Genomic DNA, 14,567 nt, shown 5'->3' on the forward strand with positions numbered 1-14,567 from the left:
GGGCGCGGCGGCTGGGCGCCCGCCGGCGGCATCCGCCCCTCGTGTGCTCAGGCCGCGAGCGTCGGCGTTCCGTCGGCGTCCGCGACGCGGGCGAGCACTTCGGCGATGCGGCCGCGGCAGCCGCCGCAGCCCGTGCCGGCGCGGGTGTCGCGCCCGACGCACTCGACGGTCGTGTTGCCGCAGGCGGCGGACTCCTCGATGCGACCCACCGTGACGGCGTTGCACCAGCAGACGGTCGTGGCGGGAGCGAACGCGTCGGCATCGGCGGCCGGGTCGTAGTCGGGGCCGTCGAAGCGGAGCAGCAGGGACCGGTCGGCGGGCAGCTCGCCGCCCCGTTCGAACAGCAGGGTGAGCTCGGCGGCCGTGCGCGGCATCCCGACGCTCACGAAGCCCGTGAGCACGCCGTCTTCGGTGACCATCTTGACGTACCGGAGGTGCTCGGGATCGGCCCACTGCGCGATGCGGCGACGGGGGTGCAGGCTGTCGTCGTCCCACGGGTCGCCCGAGATGTCGCCCACGGCGACCACGTCGATGTGCTCGGCCTTGAGCATGACGAGCGCGTCGCGTTCGACGGGGGTCTCGACGTCGTGGGCGAGCTGGTCGGCCTCGGCGAGGAAGGATCCCGCGAGCCAGGACGCCTGACGCCAGCCGGGTCCGATCAGACCCGACGGCGCTCCGGGGAGCGTCCGCTGGCCCGCAAACTCCTCGGTGCGCTCGACGACCTGCGCGCAGTCGCCGATGGCGAAGATCGCGGGGTCGGTCCACGACGCGAGGTGGGGGTGCACGACGATGCCCGCGGCCGTGCGGAGGCCCGCGAGCACGGCGAGCTCGGTGCGCGCGCTCACCCCGCACGAGAGCACGAGCAGGTCGCCGCGGAGCTGCTTGCCGTCGGCCGTGACGAGCATGTCGAAGCGGCGCTGGCCGTCGTCGTCGGTGCGGAACGCGACCGCCTCGGCGCGGCTGTGCGCGATCACCTGGATGCCCGTGCGACGCAGGGCCGCGCGCAGCACCTGGCCGCCGCCCCGGTCGAGGTTGCGCGGCATCGGGTGGGGTCCGTGGTGCACGACGCAGACCTGCGCTCCGGCGTGCGCGGCCGCGAGTGCGAGCTCGAGTCCGAGCACGCCCGCGCCGAGCACGATGATGCGCCGGCGCTCGCGCACGGCCTCGAGCACGCGTTCGGCGTCGGCGAGGTCGCGGAGCGCCGTGATGCCGGCGGGCAGCTCGTCGTCGCGGGCGACCAGCTGCCGTCCGTACTTCTCGAGCGAGGCGAGATCGCGGCGGTGCCGTTCGACGCCGTCGAGCGTCGGCACGTTCGCCCGAGCGCCCGTGGCGAGCACGAGCCGGTCGTAGGCGAGCTCCTCGCCGGTGTCGAGCAGGACCGTCCGGGCCTCGCGGTCGACGGCCGTGACGGCGACGCCGAGCAGGACGCGAGCCCCGGCATCCTCGGCGGTGATGCGGTCGCCGACGATCATCGAGTCGAGGTCGGCGTTGCCGACGGCGTACTCGGCGACGAGCACGCGGTTGTACGCTTCGACGTCCTCACCGGCGAGCACCGTGAGCTCGACGGCGCCGCGCTGCACGCCGGGAAGGATCTCCTCGACGAACCGCGCACCGACCGGACCGTAGCCGACGAGGACGACCTTCAGCGGGCTCGGTCGGCTCATGCGAGGACTCCGGTCTCTTCGGGCAGTCGAACGGATGCCGCGTCGGCGACGGGTCGCACCCGCACCACGTTCGTCTTGAACTCGGGCATCGACGAGATCGGGTCGACCTCGTCGGAGGTGAGCAGGTTCGCCGCCTGCTCGTCGCCGTAGTGGAACGGCAGGAACACGGCATCGGGGCGGATGTCGGGGGTCAGCCTGGCCCGGCAGCGCACGAGACCGCGGTGATTGACCACCTCGACCTCGTCGCCGTCGCCGATGCCGAGGCGCTCGGCGGTGGCCGGATGCATCGAGGCGAGCGCCTCGGGCTGGGACTCGAGGAGCTCGGGCACCCGCCGGGTCTGCGCGCCGCTCTGGTAGTGCTCGAGCAGGCGGCCGGTCACGAGCGTGATCTCGTCGGATCCGGGCGCCGGTGTCGGCCGCGCGGAGTCGCGCACCGTGACGGGCACGAGGCGCGCGAGGCCGTCGGGGTGGGCGAAGCGGTCGGCGAAGAGGCGAGGCGTGCCGCGGCCGCCCCGGGGGAAGGGCCAGTACGCGGCATCCCCCCGGTCGAGCAGGTCGTAGTCGATGCCGGAGTAGTCGGCGAGGCCGCCCTCGGAGGCGAGCCGCAGCTCCTCGAAGACGAGCGCGGGGTCGGTGTCGAACGCGGCCGTGCAGCCGAGGCGTTCGGCGAGCTCGTGCAGGATCCAGAGCTCGTCGCGCACGCCGGCGGGGGGCGTGAGTGCGCGGCGGCGGCGGATGACGCGGCCCTCGAGCGAGGTCATGGTGCCCTCCTCCTCGGCCCACTGCGTGATCGGCAGCACGACGTCGGCGAGCGCGGCGGTCTCCGAGAGGAAGAAGTCGCAGACGACGAGGAGGTCGAGCCGCTCGAGGCCGGCGCGCACGTCGCGGACGTTCGGTGAGGAGACGACGAGGTTCGAGCCGTGCACCATCAGGGCGCGCACGCCGCCGGGGACCCCGAGCAGCTTGAGGAGCTCGATCGCGGGCACGCCGGGTCCTGGGATGTCCGACGGGTCGACGCCCCAGACGCGGGCGACGTGGGCGCGCGCCTCGGGGTCGACGATCTTGCGGTAGCCGGGCAGCTGGTCGCACTTCTGCCCGTGCTCGCGACCGCCCTGGCCGTTGCCCTGGCCGGTGAGCGTGCCGTAGCCGCTGCCCGCACGGCCGGGAAGGCCGAGGAGGAGCGCGAGGTTGATCGCCGCGGTCGCCGTGTCGGTGCCGTCGACGTGCTGCTCGACGCCTCGCCCGGTGAGGATGTACGTTCCGCCGCCCGCGGCGAGCCGCCGGGCGAGCCGCTTGATCGTGAGCGCCGCGACGCCGGTCACCGACTGCACGCGCTCGGGCCACCAGGCGGCCACGCTGCGACGGAGCCGGTCGAACCCGACCGTGCGCGACTCGACGTAGTCGACGTCGACGAGGCGCTCGGCGATGACCACGTGGATGAGCCCGAGCAGCAGCGGGAGGTCGGTGCCCGGCGCCGGTTGCAGGTGCAGGCCCTTGCCGTCTTCGGTCAGCCGCGCGGTCGCCGTGCGGCGGGGATCGACCACCACGAGTCCGCCGGCTGCCTGTGCGCCTGCCAGGTGGCCGATGAACGGCGGCATCGTCTCGGCGACGTTGGTGCCGAGCAGCAGGATCGTGTCGGCGCCGTCGAGGTCCTCGAGCGGGAACGGCAGGCCGCGGTCGACGCCGAACGCCCGGTTGCCCGCGGCCGCGGCCGACGACATGCAGTAGCGGCCGTTGTAGTCGATGCGGCTCGTGCCGAGCGCGAGCCTGGCGAACTTGCCGAGCAGGTAGGACTTCTCGTTCGTGAGGCCGCCGCCGCCGAAGACGCCGACGGCGTCGGCGCCGTGCTCCGATCGGATGCCGCGGAGCGACGTCGCGATCAGGTCGAGCGCCTCATCCCACGAGGCCTCGTGCAACGCGCCGTCGGCGCCCCGCACGAGCGGGGCGCCGAGGCGCGATGGGGAGCGCAGGAGTTCCGCCGAGGTCCACCCCTTCTTGCACAGGCCGCCCCGGTTCGTCGGGAAGTCGCGGCCCTCGACCGTGACCGGCGCCGAGTGCACGTGGGCGTCGGGCGAGGCGCTCGCCGCGGCATCCGTCGTGCCGATCGTCGGCGTGAGGGTCATCGCGCACTGCAGCGCGCAGTACGGGCAGTGCGTGTCGGCGGGGTGGGTCAATGGGGCTCGATTCAGATCTTGTGGGCGCTGAGGCGGCCGGGGCGCACGTACACGGCCCAGGTGAGCGCGAGCAGCACGACGTAGGCCGCGATGAATCCGGCGAACGCGGCGCCGTAGCCGCCGGTCGACTGGAAGGACAGGTTCAGGGCCTGCGGGATCAGGAATCCGCCGTAGGCGCCGATCGCCGAGATGAGGCCGAGCGCCGCCGCCGCCTTGCGCTGCGTGGACACGTCGCCCGTGCCGCCGCCGCGCACCGCGAACACGACCGGAACCATGCGGTACGTCGAGCCGTTGCCGATGCCGGCCGAGGCGAAGAGGAGCAGGAACAGCCCGAGGAAGAGCCAGAAGTTGCCCAGCGGGAGCGTCGCGAGCACCGCCACCGTGATGAGGGCCATCGAGGCGAACGCCGTCATCGTGATGCGAGCACCGCCGAAGCGGTCGGAGAGACGTCCGCCGTACGGGCGGGCGAGTGATCCGGTGAGTGCGCCGAGGAAGGCGAGCGAGATGGAGGTTCCGGCCACGGCGATGCTCGAGAACTCGGGGAACTGGTCGGCGATGAGCTTCGGGAAGACGCTCGCGAAGCCGATGAACGAGCCGAACGTGCCGATGTAGAGCAGGGACAGCAGCCAGAGGTGCGGCTCCTTCAGCGCGGCGGCGGATCCCGAGAAGTCGGCCTTCGCGTTCGAGAGGTTGTTCATGTATCGCGCGGCGCCGAACATCGCGACGAGGATGAACGGGATCCAGATCCAGCCGGCGATCGGGAGGTTGAGCGTTGCGCCGGCGCCGATGGCGATCACGATCGGCACGACGAACTGCGCGACCGCGGCCCCGAGGTTGCCGCCGGCGGCGTTCAGGCCGAGCGCCCAGCCCTTCTCGCGCTGCGGGTAGAAGAACGTGATGTTCGACATCGAGCTCGCGAAGTTGCCGCCGCCGAAGCCCGCGAGCGCCGCTGCGCCGAGGAGCACGGGGAACGGCGTCTCGGGGTTTCCGACGCAGAGGACCATCGCGATCGTCGGCAGGAGCAGCAGTGCGGCCGAGATGATCGTCCAGTTGCGGCCGCCGAAGCGCGGCACGAGGAACGAGTACGGGATGCGGAGCGTGGCGCCCACGAGGCTCGGGATCGAGATGAGCCAGAAGATCTCGCCCGTGGTCAGGTCGAACCCGGCCGCCGGCAGCGACACGGCGACGATCGACCAGAGCTGCCAGACGACGAATCCGAGGAACTCGGCGAAGATCGACCAGTTCAGGTTGCGGCGTGCGATCGACCGCCCCTGGGTCTCCCACTGCTCGGTGTTCTCGGGGTCCCAGCCGTCGATCCACCGGCCCGGCCGCGTCGTCAGCTCGGGGGCGGTCGTCGCCGTCGCGGATTTCGCGGTCGCGGATGTCGCGGCGACCGGGGGAGCGGTGCTCGTCGTCTGGGTCATGGGTGCCTCCGAGGTGTCGATCACGTGGTGGAGCCTTCGACTCGAAGCTATTGAGGTCGTGTTTCCGCGGATCGGCCCGGTCGTAAACCCTGCGTCTCCACCTCCTCACCCGAGCTGCGACCGGGTGTGAGGCGGTCGTCACACGTCGATGCGGTACCCGCGCTTGACCACGGTGGCGATCAGCCCCGGCACGGCGAGGGTCTGCCGGAGGCGGCTGAGGGCGACCTCGAGCGCGTGCTCGTCGTTCGTTCCGGGCAGCCCGGCGGCGAGCCGGTCGCGAGCGACCACCGAGCCGCGGGCGAGCACGAGCGTGCGGAGGATCATGAGTGCGACCGGTGCCAACGAGACGCGGCGCTCGGCGACGTCGACGACGCTGCCGCGGAGCGCAAGGGGCCCGTGCTGCGTCTCGAGCCGGATGACCCGGTTCGTCTCGAGGTACTCGCACACCAGCCTGATCAGCGCGCCCATGCGGAACCGGTCGGGCTGGATGGGCGTGATGCCCGCGGCGACGAGCGGCAGCGCGGTGACCGGTCCGACGGCCGCGGCGACCACCGGCCCGCACATGGCGTCGACGAGATCGTCGTACCGTCCGAGCTCCTCGGCGGCGCCGAAGAGCGCGTGCACGGCCGGCGCGCTCGTGAACGTGATGGCGTCGAGGCCGCCCGTGCAGGCCGCCTCGATGAGCCGCTCGACGCGGTCGTCGGCCTTGTCGACCTCGACCCAGCGGTAGGGCGCCACGGTGAGTACGCGGTCGTGCGCGTCGCTCAGCCGCTGCAGCTGCGAGGCCTCGAGGAACCCGTGCAGCTGCACGGCCACCGTGAGTCCGGGCGGGTAGTTCTCAAGCACGTGGTCGATGAGCGATTCGGTGGTCTCCTCGGCGCTCATGCCGACGTCGTTGAGCCCGGCCGCACGGATGCCGCCGCGCGCCTTCGGCCCGCGCACGAGGATCGCGGTGTCGGCCAGCGCGTCGAGCAGGTCCTCACCGAGGCCTGCGGCATCCGCGACCTCGAACCAGCGGCGCACCCCGTAGGCGGTCGTCGCGAGCAGCACTTCGGGCCGCGCGGCGATGATCGCCCGGGTGTCGGCGATGACGGGGTCGTCGGAGAGCGCGTTCGTCATGCGCAGGGTCGGCGCGTGCACGACGGTCGCGCCGCGCCTGGCGAGCGCGTCGATGAGGTCGGCAGACCGGCGATCGCTCGTGACGCCGATGCGGAAGCCGACGAGCTGGTCGACGCGGAAGCCGGGGGCGAGCTCGAGGAGATCGCTCATCCGGCCACCGCCGCGAAGCCGACCGCGCGCTCCATGAGCTCCGCCGCGCTGGCGTCGCCGTCGTGCGCGAGCCGCACGACCTCGCCGATGACGACGACGGCCGGCGAGCCGACCCGTGCGCGCCCGGCGGTCGTGACGATGTCGGCGAGCTCGCCGATGGTCGTGCGCTGCTCCGACGAGAACCCGCGCTCGACGATCGCCACCGGCATCCGCCCGGCCATGCCGGCGCGGGCGAGGCCCGCGGTGAGCGAGGGCAGCGTGTTCACGCCCATCAGCACGACGATGGTGCCGCCGAGGCCTGCGAGATGCTCCAATTCGGATGCCGTGAGCGGCTGGTGCCCCGACACGACCGTGAACATGTGGCTGACGCCGCGGTGCGTGAGGGGGATTCCGGCGGCCCCCGGCACCGAGATCGCGCTCGTGACGCCGGGGATCACCTCGACGGGCACGCCGGCCTTGTGGCAGGCGAGCACCTCCTCGCCGCCGCGGCCGAGCACGTACGGGTCGCCGCCCTTCAGCCGAACGACCCGGGAGCCCTCGAGGGCGTGCTCGACGAGCAGCGCCTCGATCTCGGCCTGCGGGATCGCGTGGTGGCCGGGGCGCTTGCCGACGTCGATCAGCAGCGCGCCCGGTGCGAGCTCGTCGAGGCGGCCGTGCGGGGCGAGCCGGTCGTAGAGCACGACGTCGGCGTAGCGCAGTGCGCGGACCGCCGCGAGCGTGAGCAGGTCCTCGCGACCTGGGCCGCCGCCGACGAGCGTCACGCTGCCGGTGCGGCCGAGGCCGTCGCCGTCACGGCCGACGCGGCTCATGCGTCCACCCCGCGGACGGGGATCGTGGTGCCGGCCACGAGCACGGCCTCGCCGCGCTCGCGCTCCTCGGCGGTCGCCGGTCGCATCTGGCCGCGCCCGTCTGGCACCTGGGCGACCGACGGGTCGGGCGTGTGCGGCGCGTTCACGAAGGAGCGGAAGCGGCGCAGGCGCTCGGGGTCGGCGAGGGTCGCGGCCCACTCGTCCTCATACGAGTCGACGTGGCGGTCGACCGCGCGCTCGAGCTCCTCGGCCAGGCCGAGCGAGTCGTGCACGACGACGTCGCGCACATGGTCGAGGCCGCCCTCGATGTCCTCGATCCAGCGGGCCGTGCGCTGCAGCCGGTCGGCCGTGCGCACGTAGTACATGATGTAGCGGTCGATGTACTTCAGCAGCGTCTCGTCGTCGAGGTCGCTCGCGAGCAGTTGCGCGTGGGCCGGTTGGAAGCCGCCGTTGCCGCCGACGTACATGTTCCAGCCCTGGTCGGTGGCGATCACGCCGACGTCCTTGCCGCGGGCCTCGGCGCACTCGCGGGCGCAGCCGGAGACGCCGAACTTGAGCTTGTGGGGCGACCTCAGGCCGCGGTAGCGGAGCTCGAGCTGCACGGCCATCGCGACCGAGTCCTGCACGCCGTAGCGGCACCAGGTCGACCCGACGCAGCTCTTCACGTTGCGGAGCGCCTTGCCGTAGGCCTGACCCGACTCGAAGCCGGCGTCGACCAGCCGCTTCCAGATGTCGGGCAGCTGGTCGAGCCGCGCACCGAACAGGTCGATGCGCTGGCCGCCCGTGATCTTCGTGTAGAGGCCGTAGTCGCTCGCCACCTGCGCGATCACCAGGAGCTTGTCGGGCGTGATCTCGCCGGCGGGGATGCGCGGCACGACCGAGTAGGTGCCGTCCTTCTGCATGTTCGCCATGGCCCGGTCGTTCGTGTCCTGCAGGCCGCCGCGGCCGCCGTCGAGGATGTACGAGCCGTGCTGGGTCGCGAGGATCGACCCGATCACGGGCTTGCAGACGTCGCAGCCGCGACCGGTGCCGATGCGGGCGATGATCTCGTCGAACGAGGTGAGCTCGAGCACGCGGATCGACTCGAAGAGCTCCTGGCGCGAGAGCTCGAAGTGCTCGCAGAGCGCGCGCGATGGCGTGATGCCCGACTTCGTGAGCTCGGCCTCGAGCAGCTTCTTCACGAGGGGCACGCACGATCCGCACTGGGTGCCGGCCCGCGTGCAGGTCTTCAGCTCGCCGAGATCGGTGCAGCCCTCGGCGTGCTCCGTGCCGTTGACGGCGTCGCGGATGGTGCCGGCGGCCACGTTGTTGCACGCGCACACGAGCGCCGAGGCCGGCAGCTCGTCGCCCGCCGGCGCCTCCATCCCGGATGCCGACAGGTAGGCGGCGGGTTCCGACGAGAGCTGCATGCCGAGCATCGGCCGGAGCGAGGCGTACGGCGAGGCGTCGCCGACGAAGATGCCGCCGAGCAGGGTCTTCGCGTCGTCGGTCATGACGAGCTTCTGGTAGAGCCCGCGCGCGGGGTCGGCGTAGACGATCTCGAGCGCTTGCTCGGTGCGGGCGAGCGCGTCGCCGAAGCTCGCGACGTCGACGCCCGAGAGCTTCAGCTTCGTGGCGTCGTCGATGGTGGTGAACTCGGCCGCCCCGCCGAGCAGGCGGTCGGCGACGACCTCGGCCATGGCGTTCGCCGGGGCGACGAGGCCCGTGCAGCGCCCCTCGAAGCTCGCGACCTCGCCGATCGCCCAGATATGGGGGGCGGATGTCGCGCACGCGCCGTCGATCGCGACGCCGCCGCGGGGCCCGAGCTCGAGCCCGAGGTCTCGGGCGAGCTCGTCGCGCGGGCTGATGCCGATCGCGAAGATGACGAGGTCGGCCTCGATCACGCGCTCGTTCGTGAGCTCGACCGCCGTGACGGCGCCGGCCTCGACGCGGATCGCCGACGGGCGCACCCCGAGGTGCAGGCCGATGCCCTGACCCGAGATGATGCGGCCGAGCGCGCGACCGGCGCCCTCGTCGAGCTGGGCCGACATGAGCCAGCCACCCGAGTGCACGACGGCGACGTGCGCGCCGAGCTTGGCGAGGCCGCCGGCGGCTTCGAGGCCGAGCAGACCGCCGCCGGCCACCACGACGCGGGCGGGCCGGCCGTGGAGCTCGGCGAGCTGCGCCGACTCGGCGACGAGGTTGTCGACGTCCTCGATCGTGCGGTAGACGCGGATGCTCTCCGCGCCCGGAATCGGGGGGACGGGCGCGCTCGAGCCGGTCGCGAGCACCAGATCGTCCCAGTGCACGACGGTGCCCGCGGAGGTCGTCGCGGTCCGGGCCGCGGAGTCGATGGCCTCGACGCGCTCACCGGTGACGAGGCGCACGCGCGACTCGTCCCACATGGCGGTCGGCTGCAGCGTGAGGTCGGCGGCGCCGTCGGCGAGCCGGGTGCTGAGGGCGACGCGGTCGTAGGGCAGGTGCGGCTCGTCGCCGATCACCGTGACGCGGAGCGTGCGCTCCTCGTCGCGCATGTGCAGGCTGTCTGCGAGTCGGTGGGCGGCAGGCCCGCCGCCGACGATGACGACGTCGCGCGTGCGGATGCCGGCCGGGCTGTTCTCGGTCATGCTGCCTCCGTGGGCTCGAATGCTGCCAACGTAGGACCGGGCGGTTTCGGCCCTGTTACGGCGGCGTAACCGCGACCGCAATCGTGCCTCACCTCGCACCCGCATCCGTGTGAGGGGGGTTTCACCTCGGGGAAACACCCGCTGCCGCGTGCGGAAACACCCGCGCCGTACGTTCGGGGCATCCGAACGGGAGGAGCGCGACATGACGATCACGATCGAACCGACGACGGTCGGGGCCGGCACCGAGGCGAGCGCCGTCGAGGGCACTGCGGGTGAGGGCGGCACGACCTGGGTGCGCGTGTGCGAGATCCGGGAGCTGGAGCCCGGATGGGGCGAGGTCGCGCTGCTCGGCACCGACCAGGTCGCTCTCGTGCGCCTCGGCGGCGAGGAGGTCTACGCCGTCGACCACCTCGATCCGCACACGGGTGCGCCCGTGATGGCCCGCGGCATCACCGGCTCGCGCGGCGACCGGCTCACGATCGCCTCGCCGCTGCACAAGGAGGTCTACGACCTCGTCACGGGGGAGTGCTTCACGAACGAGGAGCTCGCGCTGCGCACCTTCGCGTCGCGCGTCGTCGACGGCGTCGTCGAGGTCGAGGTGCGGGCGGCCTGAGACCTGGCGGGGCCCGCCTCGAACGGCCCGCGAACAGCAGAACGCCGCGTCGCGGCATCCGAAGACCGGATGCCGCGACGCGGCGTTCGTGCGTTCTCAGCCCCGCTTCGTCAGCACGATCGGGTCGCCGTCGGTGATGGCGATCGTGTGCTCGGAGTGCGCGCCTCGCGAACCGTCGGCGCTGCGCAGGGTCCAGCCGTCGGGATCGGTGAAGATGCGGTCGGTGGTCTCGAGGAACCACGGCTCGATCGCGACCACGAGGCCGGGCTTCAGCGGCAGGCCGCGACCCGGGCGCCCGTTGTTCGGGATGTGAGGGTCGCCGTGCATGGTGCGGCCGACGCCGTGGCCGCCGAAGTCGGTGTTGATCGAGTAGCCCTCGGACTTCGCCACGTCGGCGATCGCGCGGGAGATGTCGCCGATGCGGTTGCCGACGCGTGCCGCCGCGATGCCGGCGTCGAGGGCGCGCTGGGTCGTGTCGATGAGGCGCAGGTCGGCCTCGCGCGGCGTGCCGACGACGATCGAGAGCGCCGAGTCGGACACCCAGCCGTTCACCGAGGCGGCGAAGTCGAGGCTCAGCAGGTCGCCGTCCCTGAGCTTGTAGTCGTGGGGGAGGCCGTGCAGCACCGCGTCGTTCACCGACGTGCAGATGACCTTGCCGAACGGGCTCGCGCCGAACGACGGGTGGTAGTCGATGTAGCAGCTCTCGGCGCCCGCCTTGCGGATCATCTCGTGCGCGAGCGCGTCGAGCTCGAGCAGGTTGACGCCGACGGCCGCGGCCTTCGACGTGGCCTCGATGACGCTCGCGACGAAGCGGCCTGCAGCGCGCATCTCGTCGATCTCGGCGGTGGTCCTCAGTTCGATCACGGTGTTCCTCTCCACGACCATTCTGTCGGCTCCGCCCTGAGTGAACACCCCGGCCGCGCCCTGCGGCGCGGCGTTACGCTGGGACCATGCTCTTCCGGCGCATCTTCTTCCGATGGATCCAGGCCGCCACGATCGTGCTGCCCGTCTGGCTCGTGATCGGCTGGGCCGTGTTCGGCGGCGGCGGATGGGGCACGCTCGGCCTCATCATCACCGTGCCGGTGACCTTCCTCTCGCTGGCGGTCATCGCCCTGCTCACCTCGATGCGCCCGACGGTGCGCGAGACGCGCGCCGTGTCGTGGATCGACGTCGGCATCATCGGCGCCTGGCACGCCGCGATCATCGCGTTCGGCTTCTCGGGCCCTTCGATGGCCTCGTTCGCGGTGCTCTCGATCGCCCTCGCACTCGTGGCCTTCTGGTACGCGATCGTGCAGCTCGTGCGCGACGGCGCCAAGCGCATGCAGGAGCAGATGGCCGAGTACGAGCGCGCCGCGCAGGCCGGGGCGGTTCCCCGAACGGATGCGGGCGGCGCTCCGTCCGTGCAGCAGCCCTACGACATCGGCGAGGTCATCGTCGTCGAGGAGCGGCACCGCGAGGACTGACGTCCGGGCGCGTCGCCTTCCTGGGCGCCGACCGTGTCCGGCGACGTGCGCACGCGGCATCCGCCCCCACCGGAGCCTCGCTTTGGCGCGAGGGCGCCGAACATGGCACAATAGAGGATTGTGCCGCCGCGGGACTCTGCCTCCGGGGAGCATGCACAGCGCGAGCGATCGCGCGGGCGGCACCAGATTCTTCCATTCATTGATCCGCGTTCGACCGGTTGCGGGCGCAGAGAGCGAACCATCATGCACATCCTCGACCACGTCGACGCTGCGAGCCTGCGGTCGGACGTCCCCGACTTCCGCGCGGGCGACACCGTCAAGGTGCACGTCAACATCATCGAAGGCACGCGCTCGCGTGTCCAGGTCTTCCAGGGCGTCGTCATCGGCCGTTCGGGCGAAGGCGTCCGCGAGACCTTCACGGTCCGCAAGGTCAGCTTCCAGGTCGGCGTCGAGCGCAAGTTCCCGGTGCACTCCCCGGTCATCGACCACATCGAGGTCGTCACCCGCGGTGACGTGCGTCGCGCGAAGCTCTACTACCTGCGCAAGCTCCGCGGCAAGAAGGCGAAGATCAAGGAGAAGCGCGACGCCTGATCCGGCTTCGCGGCCCGCGCGTCGCACGGGCCACGGCCTTCGACCTGAGCTCCTCACCCCTACACTTGGGGTGAGGAGCTCAGGCGGTTAAATGACAGAAGAAATCAGCACCACTCGTATCGAGGGCGATGGGAGTCCGGTGAACCGTCGCAAGCGGGGCGCACTGCTCTTCCTCCGGGATCTGCTCGTCATCTTCGTGGTGGCGGTCCTCGTCTCGTTCCTGATCAAGACGTTCCTGATCCGGTCGTTCTTCATCCCGTCGGAGTCGATGGAGATGACGCTCGTGAAAGACGACCGCATCATCGTGAACCAGCTCGTGCCGGGCGTCACGCCCCTCGAGCGCGGCGACGTCGTCGTGTTCAAGGATCCCGGCGGATGGCTGCCCGCGCGCGTCGAGCCCGAGACGCCGCCGCTCGCGGCCGCGGTCGACTGGTTCCTCGCCTTCGTGGGGCTCTCGGCACCCGACTCGAACGATCACCTCGTCAAGCGCGTCATCGGGCTGCCGGGCGATCACGTCGTGTGCTGCAACGCCCTCGGGCAGATGAGCGTCAACGGCGTGCCCCTCGACGAGCCCTACGTCGTGCTCCCCGCGGGCGACACGAAGGTGTCGCGCGACGACTTCGACCAGGTCGTCCCCGACGGGTCGCTCTGGGTCATGGGCGACAACCGGTACAACTCGAAGGACTCCCGCTACAACGCCGACACGCCCCTCAAGGGCTTCGTGCCGATCGAGAACGTCGTCGGGCGCGCCTTCGTGGTGAGTTGGCCGGTCTCGCACTGGGCCTGGCTCGGCAATTACCCCGAGACGTTCGCGGGCGTCGACGAGGCCGCAGGGAACGGCGACTGACGTGGCTCCGGCCGTCATCCCGAACCTCAAGGTCGAACGCGAGTACTTCGAGTCCGGAGCACCCGTGGTGCTGGCGTGCGACGAGGTCGGTCGCGGAGCGCTCGCCGGCCCCGTCGCGGTCGGACTCGTCGTCATCGATCCCACGGTGCGACGCATGCCCACGGGGCTCCGCGACTCAAAGCTGCTCAGCGAGCCCAAGCGCGAGCTCATGGCGCCCCGCGCCGGGGCGTGGGTTCGCGGCTGGGCGGTCGGCGAGGCATCCGCCGCAGAGATCGACGAACTCGGCATCATGGCCTGCCTCGGCCTCGCCGGATCGCGTGCGCTCGATGCCCTGCGCGAGAGCGAGGCGAGGGCCGGCAGGGCGGGCGAGCTCGACGACGCACCGCTCGTGCTCGACGGCAACCACGACTGGCTCAGCCGCCCGATCGGGTTTCGCGCCAGGGTCACCACCCGCATCAAGGCCGACCGCGACTGCGCGTCGGTCGCTGCGGCATCCGTTCTCGCGAAAGTGCACCGCGATCGCCTCATGCACGCGGCGCACGCCGACCTGCCGCTGTACGCCTGGAACGAGAACAAGGGCTACTCGAGTCGGGCGCACTTCGACGCGATCGCCGAGCACGGGCCGAGCGGGCTGCACCGGCGTTCCTGGCTCCACGAACGCCCCGTCGAGGCGCCCGCGCTCTTCGACCTCGGCGTAGGATGAATCCGATGGATGACGACGAATTCGAAGACTACGACCGCGAGGTCGAGCTTGCCCTGTACCGCGAGTACCGCGACATCGTCTCGCAGTTCAAGTACGTGGTCGAGACCGAGCGTCGCTTCTACCTCGCGAACGAGGTCGAACTCGTCCGCCGCGACACCGAGCACGACTTCTACTTCGAGCTCACGATGAAAGACGTCTGGGTCTGGGACGTCTACCGTGCCGACCGCTTCGTCAAGTCGGTGCGCGTGCTGACCTTCAAGGACGTCAACGTCGAAGAGCTCGCCACGCGCGAGTTCGAGCTGCCGAAAGAGCTCGCGCTCGACGAGTAGTCGGCCGTTTCCGCCGGGGCGACCGCTCCTCCACACGGCGGGCGCACGACTGAGGGTCGCACCTCGAGGCCGGCG

Annotated in this window: 13 protein-coding genes; 6 read left to right on the top strand and 7 right to left on the bottom strand. The window is 71.6% G+C overall.

Annotation, left to right across the window (positions count from 1 at the left end; translation table 11 throughout):
- Window positions 1-47: 47 nt before the first annotated feature.
- From GQR16_RS02515 to nirB, 6 genes are all read right to left on the bottom strand, one after another.
- A complete protein-coding gene (locus GQR16_RS02515; RefSeq protein WP_157413615.1) occupies window positions 48-1,664 on the bottom strand; it encodes an NAD(P)/FAD-dependent oxidoreductase in 1,617 nt (538 codons plus the stop codon).
- Window positions 1,661-3,838, bottom strand: coding sequence for a molybdopterin oxidoreductase family protein (locus GQR16_RS02520; protein WP_157413616.1), 2,178 nt, complete (start codon window positions 3,836-3,838; stop codon window positions 1,661-1,663). The genes GQR16_RS02515 and GQR16_RS02520 overlap by 4 nt, the downstream gene beginning before the upstream one ends.
- 11 nt (window positions 3,839-3,849) lie before the next feature.
- Window positions 3,850-5,262 (bottom strand): MFS transporter, encoded by a 1,413-nt coding sequence (locus GQR16_RS02525; protein WP_157413617.1) that lies wholly within the window; start codon window positions 5,260-5,262, stop codon window positions 3,850-3,852.
- Window positions 5,263-5,400: 138 nt separating this feature from the next.
- Entirely contained in the window at window positions 5,401-6,531 is a 1,131-nt protein-coding gene (locus GQR16_RS02530; protein WP_157413618.1) for a uroporphyrinogen-III synthase, read from the bottom strand.
- Entirely contained in the window at window positions 6,528-7,340 is an 813-nt protein-coding gene (gene cobA / locus GQR16_RS02535; RefSeq protein WP_157413619.1) for a uroporphyrinogen-III C-methyltransferase, read from the bottom strand. Before cobA ends, GQR16_RS02530 begins: the two co-directional genes overlap by 4 nt.
- On the bottom strand, window positions 7,337-9,946 hold the full coding sequence (gene nirB / locus GQR16_RS02540) for a nitrite reductase large subunit NirB (RefSeq protein ID WP_157413620.1): 2,610 nt from the start codon (window positions 9,944-9,946) through the stop codon (window positions 7,337-7,339). The genes cobA and nirB overlap by 4 nt, the downstream gene beginning before the upstream one ends.
- A 202-nt stretch (window positions 9,947-10,148) precedes the next feature.
- On the opposite strand from nirB, the gene nirD reads away from it, so the two are divergent.
- Complete coding sequence (gene nirD, locus GQR16_RS02545) at window positions 10,149-10,559, top strand: nitrite reductase small subunit NirD (protein ID WP_157413621.1); 411 nt, start codon at window positions 10,149-10,151, stop codon at window positions 10,557-10,559.
- A 96-nt stretch (window positions 10,560-10,655) separates the two neighbouring features.
- Here the strand turns inward: nirD and map are convergent, their stop codons facing one another.
- Window positions 10,656-11,423 carry a type I methionyl aminopeptidase gene (gene map, locus GQR16_RS02550; protein ID WP_157413622.1) on the bottom strand — a complete coding sequence of 256 codons (768 nt, stop codon included), beginning with the start codon at window positions 11,421-11,423 and terminating at the stop codon, window positions 10,656-10,658.
- Between the two features lie 86 nt (window positions 11,424-11,509).
- Between map and GQR16_RS02555 the strand changes: the two genes are divergently transcribed.
- The 5 genes from GQR16_RS02555 (at window position 11,510) to GQR16_RS02575 (ending at window position 14,492) form a co-directional block, all read left to right on the top strand.
- Window positions 11,510-12,022 (top strand): hypothetical protein, encoded by a 513-nt coding sequence (locus tag GQR16_RS02555; protein WP_157413623.1) that lies wholly within the window; start codon window positions 11,510-11,512, stop codon window positions 12,020-12,022.
- A 243-nt stretch (window positions 12,023-12,265) separates the two neighbouring features.
- A complete protein-coding gene (gene rplS, locus GQR16_RS02560) occupies window positions 12,266-12,613 on the top strand; it encodes a 50S ribosomal protein L19 (protein WP_067875560.1) in 348 nt (115 codons plus the stop codon).
- 91 nt (window positions 12,614-12,704) lie between these two features.
- Window positions 12,705-13,460, top strand: a complete 756-nt coding sequence (gene lepB / locus GQR16_RS02565) for a signal peptidase I (RefSeq protein WP_157413624.1) — start codon at window positions 12,705-12,707, stop codon at window positions 13,458-13,460.
- 1 nt (window position 13,461) lies between these two features.
- Window positions 13,462-14,163 (top strand): ribonuclease HII, encoded by a 702-nt coding sequence (locus GQR16_RS02570; protein WP_246200444.1) that lies wholly within the window; start codon window positions 13,462-13,464, stop codon window positions 14,161-14,163.
- A 5-nt stretch (window positions 14,164-14,168) separates the two neighbouring features.
- The gene (locus GQR16_RS02575) at window positions 14,169-14,492 is read left to right on the top strand and encodes a DUF2469 family protein (protein ID WP_067875570.1); all 324 of its coding nucleotides are present in this window, start codon (window positions 14,169-14,171) and stop codon (window positions 14,490-14,492) included.
- Window positions 14,493-14,567: the final 75 nt, after the last annotated feature.

It is taken from the genome of Agromyces allii, from assembly GCF_009749385.1.
Classification (GTDB): domain Bacteria; phylum Actinomycetota; class Actinomycetes; order Actinomycetales; family Microbacteriaceae; genus Agromyces; species Agromyces allii.

Bases quoted from the DNA above. Each gene is read 5' to 3' on its own strand.
- lepB (WP_157413624.1), top strand. From the start codon at position 12,705: ATGACAGAAGAAATCAGCACCACTCGTATCGAGGGCGATGGGAGTCCG.
- GQR16_RS02575 (WP_067875570.1), top strand. From the start codon at position 14,169: ATGGATGACGACGAATTCGAAGACTACGACCGCGAGGTCGAGCTTGCC.
- GQR16_RS02555 (WP_157413623.1), top strand. From the start codon at position 11,510: ATGCTCTTCCGGCGCATCTTCTTCCGATGGATCCAGGCCGCCACGATC.
- GQR16_RS02530 (WP_157413618.1), bottom strand. From the start codon at position 6,531: ATGAGCGATCTCCTCGAGCTCGCCCCCGGCTTCCGCGTCGACCAGCTC.
- nirB (WP_157413620.1), bottom strand. From the start codon at position 9,946: ATGACCGAGAACAGCCCGGCCGGCATCCGCACGCGCGACGTCGTCATC.
- rplS (WP_067875560.1), top strand. From the start codon at position 12,266: ATGCACATCCTCGACCACGTCGACGCTGCGAGCCTGCGGTCGGACGTC.
- GQR16_RS02525 (WP_157413617.1), bottom strand. From the start codon at position 5,262: ATGACCCAGACGACGAGCACCGCTCCCCCGGTCGCCGCGACATCCGCG.
- cobA (WP_157413619.1), bottom strand. From the start codon at position 7,340: ATGAGCCGCGTCGGCCGTGACGGCGACGGCCTCGGCCGCACCGGCAGC.
- nirD (WP_157413621.1), top strand. From the start codon at position 10,149: ATGACGATCACGATCGAACCGACGACGGTCGGGGCCGGCACCGAGGCG.
- GQR16_RS02515 (WP_157413615.1), bottom strand. From the start codon at position 1,664: ATGAGCCGACCGAGCCCGCTGAAGGTCGTCCTCGTCGGCTACGGTCCG.